The organism is Pseudomonas sp. G3-39, from assembly GCF_054790485.1.
In genome coordinates this window covers 2593333-2615899 of record NZ_CP186497.1, presented here as the reverse complement: position 1 = coordinate 2615899, position 22567 = coordinate 2593333, and the positions used below count along the sequence as shown (strand labels likewise).

Here is a 22567-nt window from a genome sequence, read left to right as displayed (position 1 = left end):
TGGATGGCTTACCTGTGTATCGACGCAATTTCCTGCAATCCGGCCAAGGCTACGGCGCCAACGTTCTGAGTCAGGATCGCGCACAGATGCCACGCGATGCGCTAGGCACTACCTGGATTTTCTCGAGCATCGGTGACGCCTTTTCCAAGGCGTACAACTCGACAAAAGAAACTGTCAGCGAAGTCGCTGACAAGGTCGTCGATACCGTATCCGATGCTTACGAGTCCACCAGCCGCACCGCGTCACATGCCGCTGATGTGCTCAGTGATGCCTACGACACAACGCGCGAGTCAGTCGGCAACGTTGCGGAGCTTGTCGCCGACGTCGTTTCCGAAACCGCTTCCAACGCCTATGAGGCCACCGTTGAAACGCTGTCCCAGGCAGCAGAAACCGTCGGGGACGCGGTCTTCGATGCCTATGACACAACACGTGAAACCGTGACAAAAGGCTTTGATGCCACCTGCGATTACGTCGATGACGTCGCGTCTGGCGAAAAGGAACTCAATTACTGGAAGGTGCTCGGTGGTGCGGCCATCGGCGTCGGTGCCGTCGCTGCTGCCCCGTTTACAGGGGGAGGTTCGCTCTTGGGTGCCGCGTCATTGGCTGGTTCCCTTGCAGGAGCAGGCACCCTTGCTGCCGCAGTGGGTGTCGGTGTCGCCGGTGCGATGGTTGGGGCAAACCTCGATGGTGACGCCCAGTTGCGCAAGGCGAGCTACGAGGAGGGTCGCAAAGACGCCAAAGCCGAGCACGTGGCAGAAGTGAGCGTACTTCAGGAAAATCTGGCCAGCGCCCTTGAGAGTCTCAAGGCGGCCGGCAAGCATTTCAACGCCATTATCGCCTTGCATGCCGTAGCCGTCGCAACCGCCCACTGCGACGGAGGCATCGGTGATGATGAGCGCGAAGGCATTGAACTGTTCATTGCCGGGCTTGCTTCGGGCACCACGCCGCCGGTCGTGCTTGAACGCATCGAATCGCTCTACCGCGAGCCTCCCACCGTCAGTGAAGCCTATGCCCTGGCGCAAGACTCAGGGGTAGATATTGCGATTTTCGACGAAATCATCAACCTCGTCGTGCACGCCGACTCCACCGTACATCCTCAGGAAGCTGCGTTCATGCAGGCCTGGAACGAACTGAAAAGCGCCTGAGGAACACGCCAGTGAGTAAACTCGAACAGTTTAAAAAGCAGCAAGCCTTGCGCACGCGACTTGCAAACCGCCCATTGATCCACGTCGCAGCAGCGCCCGAAGACGTGGCCGCTCTCCTCGCTGCCGAAGGTAACGCTTCGCGCTTCGCCAGCCTCGACTACCACGCGTCGCTGTCCGTCTCGATAAAATCAGCCCCTGATGAGGCACGCTTACTGCTCGAACAACTCGAGCAGCATTTCGAAAGTGCCCGGGTTGATGCCCTTCTGACCAAGGCGCAGAGGGATATCGTGGGTGCCATCGCCGGGCCGCTCGGTCTGGGTAAAGTACTGTCGGTGTACGACAAACAAGGCGGCAACGTGACGACCATTCACAATGCCCGGCAAGGCATTTATGCCCGTACCGATGACGAGTACAACCGCAAGGACTACACCCACACCAAGAACTCCCAAGAGAAGCAATTCGCCGGAAAATCGAAGCAATCCGTGGGCGCAACGTTCACCAAGGATCAGTTGGGTAAAGACGAAAATCAGTCAGACACTTACAACAAACTGGTTGATGGATATACCGGTGAAACGGTCCTTGGCAGCGAGACCAGCCCCGACCACATCGTGCCGTTGCACACCTATCACAAGGACGGCGGCTTCATGCAATCGAAGACCCGGCGCGCCGACTTTGCGACCGATACCGAAAACCTGATCTCGACCCGGCGCAGCATCAACCAATCCATGAGCGATGTCGAAAAGCAGGAATGGGCCAATAGGAAAGCCAATGGCCGCGATGAAACCAACGAAAAGCACTACGGCATCCAGGAAGACAACCTCAAGAAAGCCGTAGAGCGCGGTGAAGCGACCGCCGAGAAACACCAACCCACCACCGGCGAAAAAGCCGCTTTCTACACTACGCATGCCGCACAGACCGGCGTCACCGAAGGGTTGAAAATGGGCGCCCAGCAGGCTTTTGGCATGCTCATGGTCGAGCTTTTCAGCAGTGCCTTGGACGAGATCAAGGATCTTTACCGTAACGGTCGTCAGAACGAAACCCTGTTCGCCGACTTAGGTGAGCGACTGAAACGCGTCGGCGCGACTGTCTCTGCAAAATGGGAGCAAATGCTCGATAGCTTCAGCGGCGGTTTTGTCTCGGGTTTCGTTTCCAATGCGGTAACGGTGCTGATCAACCTTTTCGTCACCACCGGCAAGCGTGCCGTGCGAATGATCCGTGAAGGCATTTTCTCTCTGCTCAAGGCGCTGAAGACGTTCCTGTTTCCTCCCAAGGAACTGAGTTTTTCGCAGGCTGCGCATGAAGCGTTAAAGCTGCTCGCGGCAGGCGGTGTCGTCGTGGGAGGTGTAGCGCTTGAAGAAGCGGTCGAGAAGCTCATCCTGAGCGTGCCCTTGTTCACCCCCATCGCCGGGATGCTTACGGCCATACTCGTCGGCGCAGCCACCGCACTGAGTATGACGTTCGTCTGTTATCTGCTGGACAAGCTGGATCTGTTTGGTGCCATCCGTGCCGAGAGAGACAAGCAGATTATTGGAGAGTTGGATACACGGATCAGCGCACAACGGGCCGTATCGATGAGCGTTATCGACGAATTGGACAAATACCTGCTGGTATAGCTGCACCGGGCTGAGTCGCAAACCTTGCACTTGTACGGAACCGATTCATGCCCGGCCTCGCGAGCCGGGCCTGAATCCCGATCGCGCAGTTATTGGTGCTCTACCACCCTACGCAACTGCCGATAATCCACCACCAATTGTTCAAGCGTAAACGCGCGGTTCCGGCCGCTGGGATTGGGCAACACCCACACGTGCGCGCCACCGAAGGTCATTGCCTGCGCCCCCCACGCCACCACCTTCTGTCCCGACAACGCCGCATACGCAGCCTTGCCGAGAAACGCCACAAAGCGCGGCTCATGGCGGCTGATCTTCTGCTCAAAGCCCAAGGCGGCAGCGGCGAACTCTTGCGCCGCCAACTGATCCGCCCGCGCCGTCGGCCGCTCGACCACCGCCGTCAAGCCGCAGCCAAATTGCAGGAGACTTCGATCCTCCTCCGCCCGCACTTCATGCGGCGTGAACCCGGCCAGATGCAATGTGCGCCAGAAGCGATTGCCGCGCCCGGCAAAATGATGCCCCTGCGCCGCCGCGAGCAATCCCGGATTGATTCCGCAGAACACCACCGACAGCCCCGGCGCCAGAATGTCCTCAAGCCCTTCACCCGCCATGCGCGCGCCCCTCGTTCGCAAACATTTGCAACACCACCCACGGCAAACCCTAGAATGGCCATCCCAGCCACAGAGCCAACCACAACGATGGACGTCATTCAGACCCTGCGCTGCTTCGTCGCCGTGGCCCAGAGCGGCAGCTTCACCGCTGCGGCCAATGTGCTCGACACCACCACGACCAACGTCTCCAAAGCCGTCTCCAGCCTCGAAGCCCGGCTGCACACGCGCTTGATCAACCGCACCACCCGCCGCCTCGCCCTGACCGAAGCCGGCGTGCGTTATTTGCAGCGCGCCGAGAAAATTCTCGATGACCTGCGCGAGGCCGATGACGAAGCCGGCACCGCGCAGACTTTGCCGGTCGGACGTCTGAAGATCCACGCCATGGCCGCCATCGGCAACCACTACGTGATCAACGCGATCGCCCGCTACCGCGAGATTCACCCGACGGTGATGTTCGACCTGACCCTGAGCAATCGCCTGCCCGATCTGCTCGAAGAAAGCTACGACATGTCGATCGTCCTCGCCCGCGACCTACCGGATTCCGGCTTCGTCGCGCAACGCCTGGGCAGTACTTACAGCATCCTCTGCGCCTCGCCGGCGTACCTGGCCAAACGCGGCCACCCCGCCACACCCGCCGATCTCGCCGCGCACGACTGCCTGCGCATCGTCAACACGGTGATGCCCGCAGAAAACTGGGTGTTCGAAGGGCCACAAGGCATGGAAACGCAGAATATCCCCGAATCACCCTTCCACATCAACACCGCCGACGGCATGGCCACGGCGATCAAAAATGGCATGGGCATCGGCATTCAGCCGCTGGCATCAGCTGTCGAAGGATTGGTCGGAGGCACGCTGGTGCGGGTACTGCCGCAGTACCGCCTGGAGGAATACAACCTGTTCGCGATCTACCCGTCGCGCAAATTCGTCGACGCCAAAATCAAGACCTGGGTGGAGTTCCTGAAAACCGCCATCCCGCAACTGCTGGCATCCGATGAAGACATGGCCGGCGCCAAGGAACTTGCCAACGCTTAGTGCCGCAGACCCGGAGTGTCGACCCTCCAGCGCCGGCATCGACCATCAACCGTTGGAACAACCGCTACCCATCACCTGGTATTGCACGACATGCCGTGCACCGGTCGAGTCGTCATAAGTCATCTGCACCGGCACCGCGCCGCACTGATTGGCCGCTTCGGAGATCGACACCACATGGGCGATGTCTGCTTGAGCAGCGGCGTTGTAGGCCTCGACTTGCGCGGTCTCGTCAGCTGCAAACGCTTGCGCGCCGATACCACCGAAGACCAGAAGAAGAGCGATTTTTGCAACTTTCATGATGTTCACCGTCTCGTGGGGAACCGTGTTTGTTCACGGACTGGAGACGATGTTAGGGGTTCAAGCGCACGGCAAAAATCGGTCGGCTGGACAAACACTGTGTCCAGAATGGTGATGAATAAATCCACACACCGTGGATGCCCTTTTCGCGAGCAAGCCCGCTCCCACAGGTTTTGCGTCCGCCACACTATTCGCGAACACCGCCCCCCCCTGTGGGAGCGAGCTTGCTCGCGAAGAGGCCAGCCCAGTCAACAAAGATCCCGAGACGACCGTCACCTGCCTCCCCGGCTATGACTACTGGAGAGTTGCGGCGCTCTTGCACGCAGCCAGCGTAAATAACACTCGCGCACCCAACGGCAAATTGGCCTCCGCCCACAAGCGTCCACCATGGGCTTCGATGATGCTGCGGCAAATCGACAGGCCCATGCCCAGACCGGCCGATTTGGTGGTGTAGAACGCGGTGAACACTTCCTCCGCACGCTCGCAGGCGAATCCCGGCCCGGAGTCGCTAACCATGATCCGAACGTCATCTGCAACGGATTCGCTGGTAATCAGCAGTCTGCGCTCGCCCGCCTCCATCACCTCCATTGCTTCCAGGGCATTGATGATCAGGTTGAGCAGGACCTGCTGCAATTCGACCCGGTCGGCCAATACCGCAGGCAAATCGCTGGCCAATTGTTTGCTCACCACGGCCCCGCATCGCGCCGCCTCACCGCGCGTGAATCCGACCATTTCACCCACGACCGCGTTGAGGTTCAGCGCCTGGCGTTGCGGTGGCGTCTTGCGGATCAGTGCGCGGATGCGTCCGAGCACCTCGGCTGCGCGGTTGCCATCGTTGATGATACGTCTGAGGCCCTGCTTGACCTCGTCGATGTTCGCCGGTTGCGCACCGAGCCAGCGCAACGCGGCGTTGGCATTGGTCACGGTGGCGGCGATCGGCTGGTTGACTTCGTGGGCGATGGACGCCGCCAACTGGCCCATGGTCGCCACGCGATTGGCGTGGGACAGTTCCGCCTGGACCTGGCGATATCGGCGTTCGCTCTCGCGCACTTGTTCTTCAGCCTGTTTACGTTCGCTCAGGTCGAGGACAAACGCCACTCCCTGCTGCTGACTGGCTTCGAACGCGGCCAGACCGACGATCACCGGCAGGCGGCTGCCGTCCTTGCGGATGTATTCCTTTTCGAACGGCTGGGCACGCCCGGTGCGGATCGCGGTCACCAGCGCAACTTCACTTTCCGCGCGCGATGGCGGCGGGGTCATGTCCCGCCAGTGCACCTTGCGCGAGAGCAAATCTTCGCGTTCGTAACCGACCATGCGCAGAAACGCGTCGTTGGCTTCAATAATCTCCCCTTCAATATTCCAGACGATGATGCCGATGATGTTGGCGTCGACCAGTCGACGAATCTTCGCCTCACGCTCGGCGACGTCGCGATACAGCCGCGCGTTGTCCAGCGAGATCGCCGCCTGTGAAGCCACCAGTCGCAGCACGGCAAAACGCGCCGGGCTGAATACACCGGCAGACAGGTTGTTTTCCAGGTACAGCGCCCCGGCAATCCGCCCCTGATTCATCAATGGCAGGCACAGGATCGAACGCGCGCCGCGCTGATGAATGTACAGGTCAGCGGCGAAGGCCGGATCGGTGACGGCGTCGTCCAGGCACAGACTTTCGCCGGTGCGCAGGGTCTGATAGAGCACCGACTCGGCCAACGCTGTGGTGCTCACCGGCTCATTGCACAATTGCGTGCTGTCGTCGCCGACGCTGGTGCGTGCAGCGATATAGGGCGTCTCACCGTCAGTCAAAATCAGCAGGCCGTGCTCGGCGCCGGCCTGCTCGATGGCGGTGCGCATGACCATTTCGATCAGTCGATCCAGGACAATTTCGCCTGAAACGGCTTGGGACACCTTGAGCACCGTGGCCAGATCCAGATGCTCGACCGGGGTGATGATGGTCGCGGTCGGGCTGGGTGACGCCTCTTCATTGCGCAAATAGCGGTGGCATCGCTCCAGATGTCGCACCTTACCCTCGGCGCCCCAACGCCGATAACCGTAGCGCGCGTCCTGCATGTACAGGTGGGCGATCTTGTCCAGACCACGGGCGCTGTAGAAGTGCGCGGCGAGTTCGTTGGCCAAGGCTTCGACATGCACAAAACCGCTGTCCTGGGCCAGTTGAATCGCCTGCTCGTACAACGACTGTGCTTCGATCAACTGCCCTGCAACCCGAGCGATTTCAGCAGCGACCAGCGCCGTCTGACTGGCAAAAGTCTGCGCAGACTGTTGCGCCCAGACTTGCAGTTGATCGAGATGTTCACTCAGGCGTTGCCGTTGATCAGGGTCTGATTCGGCGGCAGCGGCCAGAGTCAAGGCGGCGTAAAAGTGATATTCGGCCTCTTCAAAAAACGAGGAAATCACCCACAACAGCGCCTGTGCCTGCGCTGCGCAGACGGCCGCCGCCGGATAATCCCCGGCCAGATAGCGCGCCTGCAGTTTGCGCACCCAATATTTGCCGCGAGCCAGTGCCAGATCCGGGGCAGCAAGGTTCGTCTCAAAACTTGCCTCGTCAAAGTGCTCGTCGTTGAAACAGCCAAACTGCGGCGTCTGCCCGCGCAGCATGCGAATCAGCGCGCGTTGGCAACTGATGAAGCTCACCACCAGACCGAAGCGAATCTTCTGCGCATAGGCCAGCCCCGTCTCGGCCTGATCCTGCACTTGCGCCAGCGGCTCGCCAATAAACAACAGATCGGAAATCAGGCTGTTGCCAGCATAGGCCGCATAAGGCAAATCGCCGATGCGGTTGCCGGCGCTGAGTGCTCGGCGCAGCAATTCGCGGCACTCACGCACCGGTCGCATCCAGCGCACCACAAAAATCGAGAAGCACAGGTAGGTACGCGCTTCGTATCGCGTCAGTCCACGGCGGTCGACCAGATCGCAGCCCAAACGGCCAAAGCGGTAACCGGCGGCATAGTCGCCGAAGCGCGGGCCGGCGACTCGCATCACGTTGGCGTAGAGCATGCAGGAGGCATCGCAGTTGCCGTGTTGCAGACTCAGACTGACGGCCTTGCAGATGGTCAGGCAGGCCAGATTGGCATCCGACTGCAACGCCGGTGCGAAGAGTTTGCTCAACGCATCCAGCGTGACCAGCGCGGCCGGGTCTTCCATCAGTGGCAGGTCGATCAACTGCTCGATGCTGCGCTCACCCAGTTGCGTCCAGATCTGTTCGTACTCGAAACGCACTTGCTGATCGTCCGGATGCGCCGTCCAGTCGATGCCAACCTGACGCAAATACGCCAGGCACACGCTAACTGCGCGATCACTGCGATCGAGCAGCAAGTAGACATCCATCTGCAAACAGGTGACTGCCGCCCGTTCCACGGTGGTTATGGCGCGCTCGGCCAGCGCGGTCAAACGCGCCTCGGCCAGCGGCAGTTGCCCGGTGAGGAACTCGCACTCGGCGCGGTTCAGCGCCAGGGCAAACCCCAGTTCATGGCGACTGTCACCGTCCTGCTCGCCAAGCATCGCCGCCCCCGCGCCCAGGTAAGTCAGCGCTGACGTGTAAGCGGTCGACGCCTTGGCGCGCTGGCCGGCGAGCAGGTTGAATTCGGCCAACTGTTCGCGTTCGGCGCGGGCGCTGATCAGGCTGGCGCCGCGATTGAGCTGGCCGACGATTTCGAAGATCGCCTCTTCGCGCCCTTCGCGTTGCGTTTGCAGAGCGAGCAAGCGGCCGATGCGCAGATGCCGTTGCGCGCGTTCAGCGTCGGCGATCAGCGAATACGCGGCCTCATGAATGCGGTCGTGAGCGAATGCACAGGTGCCTTCGTGAAACTCGACCAGTTCCTGACGCACCGCCGGCCACAGCACCGCGCGTACGCGCACCGTCGACAGGTCGAGCACGGTCGCCAACGTGTCGATCCGCGCCACGTTGCCCAGGCAGGCCAGTTGTTGCAGCGCCTGACGAGTGTCCAGCGGCAGGCGCGCCAGTTTGCCGAGCATCAGATCGACTACGTTATCGGTGTAGCCCTTGGCGTTGATGAGTGACAGATCCCAGCGCCAGCGGCTGAACTGATGGTCGTAAACCAGCAACTGCTCCTCGAACAGGGCGTGCAGAAACTGGATGACGAAAAAGGGATTGCCATAGGTCTTGTCCAGCACCAGCCGCGCCAATGCAACGATGCTTGCGGGAGGACAGCGCAGGGACTCGGCAATCAGTTGCTCGATGTGCACACCGGCGAGCGACGCCAGGCGGATCTCATCGATGTGCACGCCGGCAGTGCGCATGGCCTGGAGCTTGCCATTGAGCGGGTGATCGGCATCGACCTCGTTATCGCGGTAAGCCCCCACCAGCAACAAGTGCCCCAGCTCCGAGCGGGTCAACAGATCCTCCAGCAGATCGAGCGTCGCCGCATCCAGCCATTGCAGGTCATCAAGGAACAGCGCCAGCGGGTGCTCGGGCCGGGCGAACACGCCGATGAAACGTTGCAACACCGCCATGAAACGCTGCTGCGCTTGCTGCGGCTCAAGATCCGGCACCGGTGGCGGTTCGCCAATGATCAGTTTGAGTTCCGGGATCAGCTCGGTCATCAGCCGCGCGTTCGGTGAAAGTGCCTGCAACAACGCCGCTCGCCAGTCAGCGAGCACCTCACGCCGCTTGCCCAACAACGTGCGCACCAGTCCCTGAAAAGCCTGAACCAGCGTCGCATAGGGAATGTCACGCTGGTATTGATCGAACTTGCCGGCAGCGAACAACCCCCGCGACGGCACCAATACCTTGTGCAATTCACTGACCACCGAGGACTTGCCGATGCCCGAATAACCCGACACCAGCACCAGCCTCGGCGAAGAAGTCTTTACCACGTGGGCAAAGGCGTCGACCAGCGTTTGCACTTCGCGCTCACGCCCGTAGAGCTTCTCCGGGATCAACAAGCGGTCGATCGCGCCCTGCTCGTTCAGCGTGAACACCTGGATCTGCCGGGTCCGCCGCCACTCGTCCAGACAACGGCGCAGATCATGTTCGACGCCGGCGGCCGTTTGATAGCGCGCTTCGGCCGTCTTGGCGAGCAGCTTCATCACCACACGCGAGAGCATCACCGGTACCGTGGCGACCCGTTCACACGCAGGCATCGGCAGCCGTGCGATGTGGCAATGCACCCACTCCATAGGGTCATTGGCGCTGAACGGCAACGAGCCGGTGAGCATCTGATACAAGGTCACGCCGAAGGCATACAAATCGCTGCGTGAGTCGATCGAGCGATTCATTCGCCCGGTCTGTTCGGGCGCCATGTAGGCCAGCGTGCCGGCGATGGTTTCCGGCGGCGCAGGCGCCTGACGTTCGCGCGGCAGACGCGAGGCCAGACCGAAGCCAGTCAGACGAGCCTGCCCGTCGTGGCAATTGACCAGAATATGCTGCGGCTTGAGATCCTTGTGCACCAGCCCGCACTGATGCACATGGCCGAGCGCGACGGCGATGTTGATCGCGTGCAACAGGCAGGTTTCCGTGTCCAGCGGTGCGACCAGCAAGCGTGACAGCGGCTCGCCGCCGGGGTCGTCGAACACCAGGCGCGTTGTCCCGCCGGCACGCTCCAGGGTTTGCGGCGACAACGCCCATTGATCGCCGAGATAATCCCTGAGGCTGTATTCGTGTGCCAATCGGTCGAGAGTTGCAGGCAACGGCTGATCAAAAGTCGGGCGCATCACCAGCACACTGGGACTGCCCTCACCCTTACCGCGCCCACGGGAAAACACCCGCTCGCCGTCACTCCACAAAATCTGCTGTTTGCTGGCCATACGGGTCGACACCGTCAAAGGGTTTTTGCCACGCGGTGAATCTCCCCCGCGTATTCAGCTCAACTGGAGCGCCGCACCGGCTCGATGCCCAACGCCTCGGCGATACGCACCAGATCGGCCACCGAACGTACGGCAAGTTTCCTCATGACCTGGCCGCGATGGACTTTAACCGTCACTTCGCTGAGGTTGAGTTGAGCGGCAATCTGCTTGTTCATCAGCCCGCTGATGACGAAACCGAGCACCTCGCGCTCACGCACCGTCAGTGTCTCGTAGGCCAGGCGCAGGGCTGCGCCGGATTGTTCGGCGATCAGTCGCGCACTGTCACGGGCCAACGCGCTGGCCACGGCGTCGAGCATGTCCTGATCACGAAAAGGCTTGGCCAGAAAATCCACCGCCCCGGCCTTCATCGCCTTGACTGTCATGGCAATGTCGCCGTGGCCGGTCATAAACACCACGGGAATGCGCAGACCGTTTTTCTCCATCTGTTCCTGAACGATCAAGCCGCTTTCGCCGCGCAAACGCACATCGAGCACCAAGCAGCCGGGGGCATCACGTCTGGCCGACGTGAGGAAGTCCCGGGAGGTTTCGAACGTCTGCACCTGCAGCCCGATCGAGCGCAGCAAACCGTCGAGGGCCTGACGCATGGACGCGTCGTCGTCGACCACATAAACCACCGGCTCCCCCAACGCGGGCGGTGTTGTGCTGGGGCTGGAATGCGACCACAGGGTCATCGTGAGTCCTCGGCGAGATCGCAACGCGTGCGATGTGCAGGTGAATAAATCTAGTCCATGATGGCGAACGCAGCCAGAGGCCAGCCAAACGGTCGCGCAACAGGCTAGCAGCCGTAACGCATTGCCGACAGGCCAGAAACCCCTGAAAATCGGCCACGCCGCCGCCCCTCTGCCACCGTTTGAACAGGCCCGATTTCCATGTCCAGCGTTTCTCTGCAAACCCTCACCCGGCCCAAATCCGAGCCGCGCGACGTGGTGTTTATTGCCTATCCGCGAATGAGTCTGCTCGACCTCAGTGGCGCGCAAACCGTGTTCTGGGCGGCGAGCAAAGCCTTGGCCGAACGCGGCCAACCCGGTTATCAACTGCACACCGCCAGCCTTGAAGGCGGCCTGGTCAACACCATCGAAGGCCTGGCCGTGGACACCCGGGCGCTGCGCCAGCTCGACATGGCCGCGCTGGACACCCTGGTCGTGCCCGGCGCGCCCGATATTTGCCAGACCCTCGACGATCACGCCGGACTCACCGCGTGGCTACGGCATGAAAGCCAGGCCGCGCGACGTGTGGTTTCGGTGTGCAGCGGCGCCTTTCTGCTGGCTCAGGCCGGTTTGCTCGACGGTCGCCGCGCCGCCACGCACTGGGCCATGTGCGACACGTTGCGCGAGCGCTTTGCGGCGGTCGAGGTGGATGCCGATGCGATCTTCATTCAACAGGGCGCGGTCTGGACATCGGCCGGGGTCACGGCAGGAATCGATCTGTCTCTGGCGCTGGTCGAGGCAGATTGTGGCCGTGAAGTGGCGTTGCAGGTAGCCCGCGAATTGGTGGTGTACCTCAAGCGTCCCGGTGGTCAGGCGCAATACAGCACCTTGCTGCAATCGCAGATACACGGCAGCCCGCAGTTCGATTCGCTGCACCTGTGGCTGATGGATCACTCAAGCGATCCGAAACTGACGGTGGAACGCCTCGCCGAACAGGCCAAAATGAGCCTGCGCAATTTCACCCGGGTCTACAAACAGAGCACCGGTCACACGCCCTCCAGGGCCATCGAGCTGTTTCGCCTCGAAGCAGCCAGGCGTTTGCTGGAGACCTCGACGCACAACATCGACCAAGTCGCGCGTCTCAGTGGCTTCGGCGACGAAGAGCGTTTGCGCACCTGCTTCCAGCGTCATCTGTCGATTTCACCGCGTGACTATCGCAGCCGCTTCAGCCGCGAAGGCTGACGCCGTCAGCACTGACTGGCAAAGGGGCTGGCCGCGCTATACCTAGGTATAGTTTTGCGCCGCTGCCGACGGCGTATGGTGCAAGAACGACAGGAGTCGCCATGCGTGCCCATCCGGCCAGGGAGCCCTATGCAGCATAAAGTTGTCATTGCCGTGGTTGACGACGACGAGGCCATTCGCCGTGCGCTGGAAAGCCTGTTGCGCGCCAGTGATTATCAAGTGCTTGGCTATTCGGGAGGTCAGGCTTTCCTTGAGTCGGAAGGTCCGGCGCAGACGCACTGTCTGATTTCCGATATCCAGATGCCAGGCATGAATGGCCTCCAATTGCACGAAACGTTATGCGCACAAGGCTGGCGCATTCCGGTGATTTTTGTCACCGCCCGTCCCGATGAAATGAAGAATTCCCCCCCCGGCGTCATCGCCTGCCTGACCAAACCCTTCCGCGCCGAAGACCTGCTCAGGCACATTGACATCGCCCTGCACCGTACACCTCCCCTGTAGGAGCTGCCGAAGGCTGCGATCTTTTGACTTTGATCTTTAAAAACAAGATCAAAAGATCGCAGCCCTCGGCTGCTCCTACAGTTTGGCGTACCTGCCCGATACCTTCGTATAACCCCCTTCGACCCATGCGTAACCCGCACACACCGATGGACAACTGCGCCCGCAGCTTCTGCGCCATAGCATTGCTTTCGACAGCGGGCGATTAAGCGCCATGCAGTACGGCAAGCAGTTTGCGGCGGCCGGTGATCGTCACGCCAGAGTCGCAATCACGACTCGGTTTATCCATCCATCTGCGTCAGGGAGCACATTATGAAACAGCAATTATTGGTGATCGGTGCAGGGTTCGGCGGGCTGTGGAGCACGTTGAGCGCCGCGCGCTTGCTGGATATGCATGACCGCCACGATGTGCAGATCACACTGCTCGCACCGCAAGCCGAACTGCGCGTTCGTCCGCGCTTCTACGAGCCCGATGTTCAGAGCATGTACGCGCCGCTGGATGCGCTGCTCGATGCCGTGGGCGTGCGCTTCGTCAAAGGCAGCGCCGAAAGCGTCGACAGCCAGGCGCGGCGTGTCGGGTATCGCGATAAGGCCGGCCGCCCCGGTGAACTGACGTATGATCGCCTGGTGCTGGCCAGCGGCAGCCAACTGGCCCGTCCACCGGTCCCCGGCCTGAAAGAGCATGCGTTCGACGTCGACCAGATCGAATCGGCGGACCGCCTCGAGCGCCACCTCCACTCGCTGGCCAAGCAACCTGTCAGCGCTGCGCGTAACACCGTGGTAATCGCCGGTGGGGGCTTCACCGGTATCGAAACCGCGACCGAAATGCCCAGCCGTCTGCGTGCCATTCTTGGTACGGAGCAAGACGTTCGGGTGATCATCGTTGATCGCAGCAAAGACATCGCCGCAACCATGGGCGACGGTATTCGTCCGTCCATCATCGAGGCGTCAAAAGACCTGGGCATCGAATGGATCGTCGACGCGACGGTCGCCGCCGTGGATGCCAACGGCGTCACACTCGCTGACGGTCGCTACATCGAAAGCAACACCGTGATCTGGACCGTGGGTTTCCGCGCCAGCCCGCTGACCGAACAACTCGACGCCGAGCGCGATGGCCAAGGGCGTCTGCACGTCGATGGCAACCTCAAAGTACAAGGTCTCGATCACGTATTCGCGGCCGGCGATGTCGCCCGCGCCGCCACCGACGACGTCGGCAACTTCTCGGTCATGTCCTGCCAGCACGCCATCAGCCTCGGTCGGCATGCCGGCAACAATGCCGTCGCCGATCTGCTCGGTGTGGCGCCAACCACTTACCGTCAGCCCAAGTACGTGACCTGCCTGGATCTGGGTGCCTGGGGCGCGGTGTACACCGAAGGTTGGGATCGCCAACTGAAACTGGTGCGAGCCGAAGCCAAGGAACTGAAGACGCAAATCAACAGCGTGTGGATCTACCCGCCAGCCGCTGACCGGCGCACCGCCCTCGCCGCTGCCGACCCGATGATCCCGGTGGCCTGATCGCCCCCCGGATTACCTTGCCTGATAAAAAGGAGAACACCATGACCTTGCCTCTGGATTCCTTCACCGCCAACAACGCAACCCTGCAAACCCCGACCGAAGAACTGGTGCCGTCGCGCTATGCACTGCGCCTCGGTGACATCGACGTCATGGTCATCAGCGACGGCGTGCTGCCGCTGCCGACCCAGACCATGTCGACCAACGCCGATCCCGCCGACCGCGCCGCGTGGTTCAAAGAGATGTACCTGGGCCCCGACGCGTTCGACTGGGCACTCAACGTGCTGGTGGTGCGCAGCGGCGAGCAGGTCATCCTCGTCGACGCCGGCCTCGGCGGCCAGTTCCCCGGCTTCCCGCGCGCCGGGCAGTTTCCCAAACGCCTCGCGGCGGCCGGGATCGACCTCGCGGATGTCACCGATATCGTGATCACCCACATGCACATGGACCACATCGGCGGCCTGCTCGTCGATGCGGTGAAAACCCGTCTGCGCGACGATGTGCGTATCCACGTCACCGCCACCGAAGTCGACTTCTGGACCTCGCCGGACTTCACCTATACCGACATGCCCGCGCCGGTCCCGGACGTCTTGCGCTCCACCGCCAACGCGTTCATCGACCAGTACCAGAGCAAGCTGCGGATCTTCGAAGACCAATACCAAGTGGCGCCGGGCGTGGTCGCCAGGCTCACCGGCGGCCACACCCCGGGTCATTGCGTGATCTACGTGACGTCCGGCGCCGAACGCCTTACCTTTGCCGGCGACGCCCTGTTCCCGGTAGCCTTCGACCACCCGGACTGGCACAACGGCTTCGAGCACGACCCCGAAGAAGCGGTGCGCGTGCGCGTACGGCTGCTGCAGGAAGCCGCCGCCAGCGGCGAACTGTTTGTCGCCACGCACCTGCCCTTCCCTTCGGTTGGCCGTGTCTCCGTCAACGGCGAAGCATTCCGCTGGATTCCGGCAATCTGGGATTACTGATCGCGATGGCCCAAAGCATCTTCGCCCGGCGTCCGCCGAGCGAAGATGCGCTCCCCTCACTCCAGCCCAAGCCCCGCACGCCCCAGCGAATTCAAACTCTCCACAGCAAAACGCTCCACCCACGACCGCTCATAATCCTCACGCGAAAAATCATCCGGCGAAGCCCCCTGCTCAAACGCTCTGAACACATCCCGCGCATAAGCAGCGAGGCCCCCATGCAAACCCCGAGACAACGCGCCGCCGAAGTCAGTGTCGTCAACGAACAACACATCACCGTGCTCGAAGCCATCACCATCAGCGTCCTGGCCGGCGCAACCGAACGCGAATACATGAGACAACTGCTCGCCGAGGGCGACCCTGGCAACGGCGCGCGATGAAGCGTTTAAACAGTGTTGTTTATACGACACCCGGTGTTACGCCCCCGAGGCTACAACGCCTTGCGCCATTGCCTACGACTACGCCAGAATCCGCCGGCTTGTGCGCCCAGGGTGCGGGTTCTATCGTGGGTCGGTCGCTGAAAAGCAGCGATCGGGTTTGGTAGCCCGGTTTCACACATGGCGCAAAACGTCACCTTACGCAGATGCCTTCTGGCGCCTGTGTTTTATGGTGGCCATGCGCAGGGCGCTTTCGAGCGCGCCGGTTTTCCATGTGTCCGGTCTACCAACCTTCGTAATGGCCACCACCCTCGTTTGGTAGCGAATGTGATGGTTCCCTTAGCCACATATGGAGCGTCACTATGTTCAAAGTCACACCAAACCCGCCCGAAACCGAAACGGTCTCCCCCTACGAATCCCCCGATTCCCGAAAACTCAGCGAAGCCGCCGAACGCGCCCTCGATCACTACCTGAATCCCGCCAGCCAAATCATGGCCACGCCCTACACACCCAACGCCATGTTCCTCGCCAACCCCAAAATCGCCACCGAGGAACTGCTGGCGAACGCCAGTGAATCGCTGGGTTCGGCGACGGTGATGTTGGGGGATGTGGCTGCGCTGGTAGAGGGGCCGATTCGCAAGACGCTGCTGGGCATTGCGCAGGTGGTGATGCTGGGGGAACTGGCGGTGAATCAGGCGTTGGATAATGTTGTGCCGATGCAGTAACTCGTAAGGCCTCTGTGGCCGCTAGCTAGCCTGGTGCCACGGAGGGTATTGCCTAATGGACATCAACACTGTCATTGCGACAACTCCCGCTTCCGGGCAGGAAGCGGGGATGTACAGACTCGAAGACGCGCCTATTTCGTTAAAGCGCGCGACCACCATCAACAATAATTTCCGTTCCCACCGTCCAGCGAGACTCGTCCGACGCGAGGTACAGCACCGCCTTGGCTACTTCTTCAGGCGTGCCAAAACGGCCAAATGGGATAGTCGCGACAATCTCCTTATTGACCTGCTCGCGGTAGGCATCGGGTATACCCGCCTTGTCGTACAGCGGCGTGTCGATCGGACCAGGGCTGACCGCATTGACTCGAACACCACGCGGTAGAAGCTCGCCAGAGAGCGTTTTCGACATATTCAGGAAGGCAGCCTTGGTTGCGGCGTAAACGGATGAGTTCGCGGCGCCCAGATGTGCACTGATCGAGGTGTTAAGAACCACCGACGCAGGATTAGAGAAAGTCGGCAGCAGTGCTTGCAGAAGGAAGTAAGGGCCTTTGACATTGATGTCGAAGGAGCGATCAAACATCTCCTCGTTCCAGTCTTCGATTGGCCTCCAGACGGATACGCCAGCATTGAGGAAGGCAACGTCCAACTGCCCGTAATGAGACTGAACGGCCTGCGCCAGCTCCTTCTGGGCTGCGACGCTAGCTGAGTCGGCGCGCAACACCAGGACTTCGCTACCTAAAATTGCTTGAGCATTTGCCATGGACTCAGGATTGACACCGGTGACGATCACACGTGCGCCTTCGGCGAGAAATTGCTTCGCGGTCTCTAGACCGATGCCGCTTGTACCGCCAGTGATCAGGGTACGCTTGCCTTGTAAACGGGACATCTGAATTTCCTCTCTTTTTGGGCCGCCAAATGGACGACTGGCCCTCTGAGAGCAACTATGTATTCATGCCAGTGCACTGATAAGATGGGCAAATAGAATAGATCTCATGCGAAATCCGCATGAATTGGGGTATGATGGACCGGTTGTTACTGATGAGCTGTTTTGTGCGCGCTGTCGAGACAGGCAGTTTTTCTGCTGCGGGGCGTGATCTGGGACTAGGGCAGCCGAGCGTCAGTCGTTACGTCGCTGCGCTTGAAGACCATTTGCAAACCAGGCTGCTTCACCGATCCACACGAAAGCTGATGCTCACGCCCGAGGGTGAACGGTACTACGCAGATGCGCGGCGTATCCTGGACTCAGTGGAACAGTCCGAGTCCTCACTGAGAGGAAACGTAGCGCCGTCCGGGTTGCTGCGCGTCGCTTGCCCGACCGCATTGGCTCACACCTTCATCGTACCGCACGTCGCGAGTTTTCTAAGCCGCTACCCCGAACTGTCGCTCGATCTTCAAATCAATGATCGCTACGTCAATTTGGTCGACGAGGGGGTAGAATTCGCGATTCGTATCGGTCACCTGGAGGACAGTGCAATGCGAGCCCGGCCACTGGCTTGGTTCGAGCGTGTGTGCGTTGCCAGCCGTGCGTATTTGGAAAAACGTGGCACTCCCTCTTCGCCTGATGACCTGAAGAAACACGACTGCCTCATTTATACCCTTCTATCCACTGGAACCAACTGGCGGTTCAAGGATACGGATGTCCCGATCTCCGGACGACTGCGTGTCAACTCGCCTGAGGCGATCCGTGAGTACGTCAATGCAGGGTTGGGCATCGCGCAGGGGCCGCAATGGCTTTATGAGGAAGGGCTGAGAAGTGGCAATCTTCAATTGCTGCTTAACGAATACGTGGCGCCCCCCGTCCCGATCCAAATTGTCTACCTGGCTAATCGGCTGCTGCCTCAGCGAGCCATCGTTTTCATGGATTTCATGGCGGATATTTTTGCTGAATTCCATGAGCGCCCTGAATAGTTTTTTAGACCACGGCCAAGTTGCGAACGAAGCAGCATCAGCATGCGGCCCCTCCCTCGACTCAATTCCCGTCACAGACCTGTCACCCCAAGCTGCTAACCTCCCCTGCGACTAGCAATCCCCCTATCCAAGAGCCCCAACCAAAGGTGCCCTCAAGGTGTCCCCAAACCCCCGCCAAAAAATCATCCTCCGCTCCGAAAACCTCCACTCCGAAGACTTCGGCGCCCTCTTCTCCCGGCTCTTCGGCAATCGCTACGCCGACACCCCGCCGATCCCCTCCAACATCATTATCGGCGGCGTTTACGGCAGGCACGATGGCGTCAGTTTCCGTCGCATGCATTACCACGGCGATTTCACCGTGACCTTCCCCGACCCGCAGGACGAGATAACTTTCGTGATTCCCACGGCGGGCAAGATTGTGTTCAACCACCGTACCGAGTCCGTCGGTGTGGCGCAGGTGGGGTTGGCGATTGATAAGGCGGATATCCGTTCGATGCGGTTTCTCGACAATCATGCGCAGCACGGGATTTCGGTGAATCGGGGGCAACTGACTGAGCGGTTGGCGGCGTTGTTGGGGCGGCCGATTGTGCAGAAGATTGTGTTTGAGCCGGTGGTGGATCTGCACACGGCGGCGTTTGCTGGAATCAAGGCGTTGATTGATCTGGCGACGGGGACGGAGTTTGATCTGTTGCTCAATAGCGGCACGCTGATGCCGTCGCGGTTGCGCGAGATGTTGATCGATGCGGTGCTGGAGGCGTGGCCGCACAATTTTACCGAGGCGTTGCGCCAGCCCGCGCCGAGGGTCGCGCCGCGGCATGTGAAGTTGGCGGTGGAGTTTATTCAGGCGCATCCGGAGCAATTGGTGAGTGGGGTTGAGTTGGCGCGGTTGAGCAATGTCAGTCAGCGCGCGTTGCAAGATGGGTTTCGGCGGTTTGTCGGGACGTCGATTGTGGCGTATCAGCGGCAGGTGCGGCTGGAGCGGGCTTTCGAGGCACTGGGCCAGCGGCATTCGGTGTCGGTGACGGAGGTGGCGTTGCGTTTTGGCTTCAGTAATGTCGGGCGGTTTTGTCAGTATTTTCAGCAGGCGTATGGGGTGAGTCCGGCGCAGTTGAGGGGGCGGGGTTGATTGGTTTATCGGCGGGAATGCTGGTGGGTCAGTTGATGGTGATGTTGGCTGACATGACGCCTTCGCGAGCAAGCCCGCTCCCACAGGGTTAGTTGGTGGACTCAAGATCGGCGGCTGGTCGGTGCCATGGGGTTATGTGGCGGACTCAGGATTGACGGCTGGCGGGGATCAAAATGTGGGAGCGGGCTTGCTCGCGAATGCGGTGGGTCAGTTGATGGTGATGTTGGCTGACATGGCGCCTTCGCGAGCAAGCCCGCTCCCACAGGGTTAGTTGGTGGACTCAAGATCGGCGGCTGGTCGGTGCCATGGGGTTATGTGGCGGACTCAGGATTGACGGCTGGCGGGGATCCAAATGTGGGAGCGGGCTTGCTCGCGAATGCGCTGGATCAGTTGATGGTGATGTTGGCTGACATGACGCCTTCGCGAGCAAGCCCGCTCCCACAGGGTTAGTTGGTGGACTCAAGATTGCGGCTGGTCGGTGCCGTGGGGTTATGTGCTGGGCTCAGGGTTGGCGGCTGGCGGGGATCCAAATGTGGGAGCGGGCTTGCTCGCGAATGCGGCGGGTCAGTTGATGGTGATGTTGGCTGTCATGACGCCTTCGCGAGCAAGCCCGCTCCCACAGGGTTAATTGGTGGACTCAAGATCGGCGGCTGGTCGGTGCCGTGGGGTTATGTGCTGGGCTCAGGGTTGGCGGCTGGCCGGGATCCAAATGTGGGAGCGGGCTTGCTCGCGAATGCGGTGGGTCAGTTGATGGTGATGTTGGCTGTCATGACGCCTTCGCGAGCAAGCCCGCTCCCACAGGGTTAGTTGGTGGACTCAAGATTGGCGGCTGGTCGGTGCCATGGGGTTATGTGGCGGACTCAGGATTGACGGCTGGCGGGGATCCAAATGTGGGAGCGGGCTTGCTCGCGAATGCGGTGGGTCAAGCGAGGTGATCGTGACTGACACGGCCTCTTCGCGAGCAAGCCCGCTCCAACAGGTTTTTGCGATGACTCAGGGTTGGGCGTTCCCTGCTCCACCATATTTTGCTGGTGCTTTGTCAATGGTGGTCGTCCTTGACCTTGCGCTGTTGCCCCTGCTTTAGAACGCGTAACTGGCCTTCAGACTGCCGCTGAAACCGTGGCTGTCACCACCACCGCTGGCACCGACTTCTGCGCCGACGCTGACCGCGCCGAGGCTGGCCATCAGGTTGACGCCGCCGCTGAACTGGTCGCGGTTGTCGAAGGCGGCGCGTTGTTCGATGTCGAGGCCCAGCAGGTGGCCCTGGCTGTTGACGTCGTTGCTGCCCAGGGTGCGTTCGTAGCCGACTTCTACGCCCGGCACCAGTTGCCAGGCGCCCATCGCCACCGGGGCAAACGCCACGTTGAGGTTGGCGACGGCACTGCGGCGGGTGGCGGTGTTGTCGTCGACGTCGAGTGCCAGTTCGCTGCCCTTCTCTTTGAAGCCTTTAAGGTCGAGGTGGCTGATGCGCACGCCGAGGCTCGGTTCGAGGATCATGCCGTTGACCGGTGCGCGGTAACCCAGCGCCAACGTCGCGCCGGTGAGGTTGCCGTGAGTGTCGCCCTTGGCCTCGCCGAGACCGCCGCCCAGTTCGCGTTTGCTGTCGTAATCGACGTAGCCGGCGCTGGCGTTGGCGTCGACGAACAGCCCGCGTTCCAGGCTGGTGAAGCCGTAGCGCGCGCCGAGGTTGAAGAAGGTGAAGTCGGTATCGGCCTCGCCACCCGCGCCGCCGACGGTGCCTTTGCTGTAGCCGAAGCCGCCGCGCGCGCTGAGTTGTTCGGAGAAGCGCTGGGTGAGGCCGACCATCAGGCCCTGGCTGTGTTCGTTGCTGCTTTCGGCGTGGGACGAGCCGTCGGTGCCGAGGTAACCAGCCAGCGCGGTGATCCACAAACGGTATTGGCCGACTTTCAGATCGGAGCCACTGGCATAGGGCGCGGCGGCTTGCTCGATCATTGCATTCTGGCGCAGCAGGTAACTGGCGGCATCGGCGTGAACCTGGCCGCCGACCTGGGACTCGACACCGTCGAGGGTGCCAGCATCAATCGCCGATTGCAGGTAGTAGTTGTAGGCGCTGTAGGTGCCGGACAGGCTGGTGTTCTGCAACTCGCGCAACAATTCGGCACCGGCAGCGGCGTTGCCGATCAATCCGGCCTGACCCGGCAGGCTGTTGTACTCGACCAGTTTGCCGCGCAACACGTAGATGGTTTCCTGGGACAGGCCGAGGCCTTGTTTGAGGTAGTTGTCCATGCTGCCGTATTCGGCGGTGACCTCATCCAGACCGGCCTGGAGGTAACTGGCCTGCACCCCCAGCAGCGGCGCGTACACCGAAGCCATGCTTGGCGGCATTGCTTTAAGAGTCGCGGCGACGCGGGCGGCGGTGTAATCGTTGGTCGCCAGGTAGTTGGCCATGATGGTCGCGTTATCGACCCCGGCGATGCTCTGCAGCACGGCGGCGGTCCAGCCGGTGCGGTCCTTGCCGGCGGTGCAATGGAACAATTGTGCGCCGTCGGTGGTAGCCAGTTCGTTGAACAGCTTGCCGAACTGATCGCGCATCCCCGCGTCGCTGACGAAGGCGCGGTTGGTCTGCTCCATCATGGCGATGGCGTCGGCGGCGCTTTTGAACGACACGCTGGTGATGTTCGCGCCCGAGGTAGTGCTGCCGATAATGTCGATGTTCTGGTAGGTCGCACCGCTCAGCATCGTATCCGGCGTGCCGGCGATTTCGCTCGGCGTGCGCAGGTCGTAGACGGCTTTGATGCCGAGGATGTTGAGGGTCGCCAGATCCGTTGCCGACGGCGTGATCGCGTTGGAGCGGTAAAACACGCCGCTACGCATGGTGCCGTCGTGGGCGGTGGAATACGCAGTAGTCAGGCCGGCGACATCACGGAAGTTGTCGATGCTTTGCAGGCGCGGCGTGTCGAGCACCACAGGCTCGGCGGCGTGGGCAGCAGCGATGGACAGGCTCAGAACGGACAGCGAACACACAAGACGTTGAAACACAGTGCAGCCTCATTGGAATTAGCGTTGGGCT

17 protein-coding genes are annotated in these 22567 nt (G+C 61.0%); 11 read left to right on the top strand and 6 right to left on the bottom strand.

Annotated elements, in window-relative coordinates; genetic code table 11:
* Positions 1-14 precede the first annotated feature (14 nt).
* Both ACOYXG_RS11510 and ACOYXG_RS11505 read left to right on the top strand, forming a co-directional pair.
* The gene (locus tag ACOYXG_RS11510) at positions 15-1145 is read left to right on the top strand and encodes a hypothetical protein (RefSeq protein ID WP_460357804.1); all 1131 of its coding nucleotides are present in this window, start codon (positions 15-17) and stop codon (positions 1143-1145) included.
* 11 nt (positions 1146-1156) lie between these two features.
* Positions 1157-2758, top strand: a complete 1602-nt coding sequence (locus ACOYXG_RS11505; protein ID WP_027613806.1) for a hypothetical protein — start codon at positions 1157-1159, stop codon at positions 2756-2758.
* An 89-nt stretch (positions 2759-2847) separates the two neighbouring features.
* Here the strand turns inward: ACOYXG_RS11505 and mug are convergent, their stop codons facing one another.
* The gene (gene mug, locus ACOYXG_RS11500) at positions 2848-3363 is read right to left on the bottom strand and encodes a G/U mismatch-specific DNA glycosylase (protein WP_096796881.1); all 516 of its coding nucleotides are present in this window, start codon (positions 3361-3363) and stop codon (positions 2848-2850) included.
* Positions 3364-3450: 87 nt separating this feature from the next.
* Here mug and ACOYXG_RS11495 point away from each other — a divergent pair, with 87 nt between their 5' ends.
* On the top strand, positions 3451-4395 hold the full coding sequence (locus ACOYXG_RS11495) for a LysR family transcriptional regulator (RefSeq protein ID WP_460357801.1): 945 nt from the start codon (positions 3451-3453) through the stop codon (positions 4393-4395).
* A gap of 45 nt (positions 4396-4440) precedes the next feature.
* On the opposite strand, the gene ACOYXG_RS11490 is transcribed toward ACOYXG_RS11495, so the two are convergent.
* The 3 genes from ACOYXG_RS11490 to ACOYXG_RS11480 form a co-directional block, all read right to left on the bottom strand.
* The gene (locus tag ACOYXG_RS11490) at positions 4441-4692 is read right to left on the bottom strand and encodes a DUF2790 domain-containing protein (protein ID WP_330207461.1); all 252 of its coding nucleotides are present in this window, start codon (positions 4690-4692) and stop codon (positions 4441-4443) included.
* Between the two features lie 294 nt (positions 4693-4986).
* On the bottom strand, positions 4987-10470 hold the full coding sequence (locus tag ACOYXG_RS11485) for a trifunctional serine/threonine-protein kinase/ATP-binding protein/sensor histidine kinase (protein WP_460357797.1): 5484 nt from the start codon (positions 10468-10470) through the stop codon (positions 4987-4989).
* A 59-nt stretch (positions 10471-10529) separates the two neighbouring features.
* Positions 10530-11201 (bottom strand): response regulator transcription factor, encoded by a 672-nt coding sequence (locus ACOYXG_RS11480; RefSeq protein WP_097089959.1) that lies wholly within the window; start codon positions 11199-11201, stop codon positions 10530-10532.
* A 198-nt stretch (positions 11202-11399) separates the two neighbouring features.
* Between ACOYXG_RS11480 and ACOYXG_RS11475 the strand changes: the two genes are divergently transcribed.
* From ACOYXG_RS11475 to ACOYXG_RS11450, 6 genes are all read left to right on the top strand, one after another.
* On the top strand, positions 11400-12419 hold the full coding sequence (locus tag ACOYXG_RS11475) for a GlxA family transcriptional regulator (protein ID WP_027613800.1): 1020 nt from the start codon (positions 11400-11402) through the stop codon (positions 12417-12419).
* 129 nt (positions 12420-12548) lie between these two features.
* Entirely contained in the window at positions 12549-12920 is a 372-nt protein-coding gene (locus tag ACOYXG_RS11470) for a response regulator transcription factor (protein WP_049827937.1), read from the top strand.
* 309 nt (positions 12921-13229) lie between these two features.
* On the top strand, positions 13230-14432 hold the full coding sequence (locus ACOYXG_RS11465; protein WP_460357793.1) for an NAD(P)/FAD-dependent oxidoreductase: 1203 nt from the start codon (positions 13230-13232) through the stop codon (positions 14430-14432).
* A 41-nt stretch (positions 14433-14473) separates the two neighbouring features.
* Positions 14474-15403 (top strand): MBL fold metallo-hydrolase, encoded by a 930-nt coding sequence (locus tag ACOYXG_RS11460; protein WP_097089958.1) that lies wholly within the window; start codon positions 14474-14476, stop codon positions 15401-15403.
* Positions 15404-15618: 215 nt separating this feature from the next.
* On the top strand, positions 15619-15780 hold the full coding sequence (locus tag ACOYXG_RS11455) for a hypothetical protein (RefSeq protein WP_190953386.1): 162 nt from the start codon (positions 15619-15621) through the stop codon (positions 15778-15780).
* Between the two features lie 359 nt (positions 15781-16139).
* Complete coding sequence (locus ACOYXG_RS11450; RefSeq protein WP_027613796.1) at positions 16140-16502, top strand: DUF6124 family protein; 363 nt, start codon at positions 16140-16142, stop codon at positions 16500-16502.
* A 139-nt stretch (positions 16503-16641) separates the two neighbouring features.
* On the opposite strand, the gene ACOYXG_RS11445 is transcribed toward ACOYXG_RS11450, so the two are convergent.
* Positions 16642-17388, bottom strand: coding sequence for an SDR family oxidoreductase (locus tag ACOYXG_RS11445; RefSeq protein WP_096796887.1), 747 nt, complete (start codon positions 17386-17388; stop codon positions 16642-16644).
* 134 nt (positions 17389-17522) lie between these two features.
* Here ACOYXG_RS11445 and ACOYXG_RS11440 point away from each other — a divergent pair, with 134 nt between their 5' ends.
* A complete protein-coding gene (locus ACOYXG_RS11440) occupies positions 17523-18410 on the top strand; it encodes a LysR family transcriptional regulator (RefSeq protein WP_460358426.1) in 888 nt (295 codons plus the stop codon).
* A 157-nt stretch (positions 18411-18567) separates the two neighbouring features.
* A complete protein-coding gene (locus ACOYXG_RS11435) occupies positions 18568-19536 on the top strand; it encodes an AraC family transcriptional regulator (RefSeq protein ID WP_460357790.1) in 969 nt (322 codons plus the stop codon).
* A 1080-nt stretch (positions 19537-20616) separates the two neighbouring features.
* Here the strand turns inward: ACOYXG_RS11435 and ACOYXG_RS11430 are convergent.
* Positions 20617-22536 carry a tyrosine-protein phosphatase gene (locus ACOYXG_RS11430; protein WP_460357788.1) on the bottom strand — a complete coding sequence of 640 codons (1920 nt, stop codon included), beginning with the start codon at positions 22534-22536 and terminating at the stop codon, positions 20617-20619.
* Positions 22537-22567 lie beyond the last annotated feature (31 nt).

What these genes read in the sequence shown, in the direction of transcription:
- ACOYXG_RS11445 (WP_096796887.1), bottom strand. Translation starts at nt 17,388, where the DNA reads ATGTCCCGTTTACAAGGCAAGCGTACCCTGATCACTGGCGGTACAAGC.
- ACOYXG_RS11450 (WP_027613796.1), top strand. Translation starts at nt 16,140, where the DNA reads ATGTTCAAAGTCACACCAAACCCGCCCGAAACCGAAACGGTCTCCCCC.
- ACOYXG_RS11440 (WP_460358426.1), top strand. Translation starts at nt 17,523, where the DNA reads ATGGACCGGTTGTTACTGATGAGCTGTTTTGTGCGCGCTGTCGAGACA.
- ACOYXG_RS11475 (WP_027613800.1), top strand. Translation starts at nt 11,400, where the DNA reads ATGTCCAGCGTTTCTCTGCAAACCCTCACCCGGCCCAAATCCGAGCCG.
- ACOYXG_RS11490 (WP_330207461.1), bottom strand. Translation starts at nt 4,692, where the DNA reads ATGAAAGTTGCAAAAATCGCTCTTCTTCTGGTCTTCGGTGGTATCGGC.
- ACOYXG_RS11465 (WP_460357793.1), top strand. Translation starts at nt 13,230, where the DNA reads ATGAAACAGCAATTATTGGTGATCGGTGCAGGGTTCGGCGGGCTGTGG.
- ACOYXG_RS11495 (WP_460357801.1), top strand. Translation starts at nt 3,451, where the DNA reads ATGGACGTCATTCAGACCCTGCGCTGCTTCGTCGCCGTGGCCCAGAGC.
- ACOYXG_RS11480 (WP_097089959.1), bottom strand. Translation starts at nt 11,201, where the DNA reads ATGACCCTGTGGTCGCATTCCAGCCCCAGCACAACACCGCCCGCGTTG.
- ACOYXG_RS11470 (WP_049827937.1), top strand. Translation starts at nt 12,549, where the DNA reads ATGCAGCATAAAGTTGTCATTGCCGTGGTTGACGACGACGAGGCCATT.
- ACOYXG_RS11485 (WP_460357797.1), bottom strand. Translation starts at nt 10,470, where the DNA reads ATGGCCAGCAAACAGCAGATTTTGTGGAGTGACGGCGAGCGGGTGTTT.
- ACOYXG_RS11460 (WP_097089958.1), top strand. Translation starts at nt 14,474, where the DNA reads ATGACCTTGCCTCTGGATTCCTTCACCGCCAACAACGCAACCCTGCAA.
- ACOYXG_RS11455 (WP_190953386.1), top strand. Translation starts at nt 15,619, where the DNA reads ATGCAAACCCCGAGACAACGCGCCGCCGAAGTCAGTGTCGTCAACGAA.
- mug (WP_096796881.1), bottom strand. Translation starts at nt 3,363, where the DNA reads ATGGCGGGTGAAGGGCTTGAGGACATTCTGGCGCCGGGGCTGTCGGTG.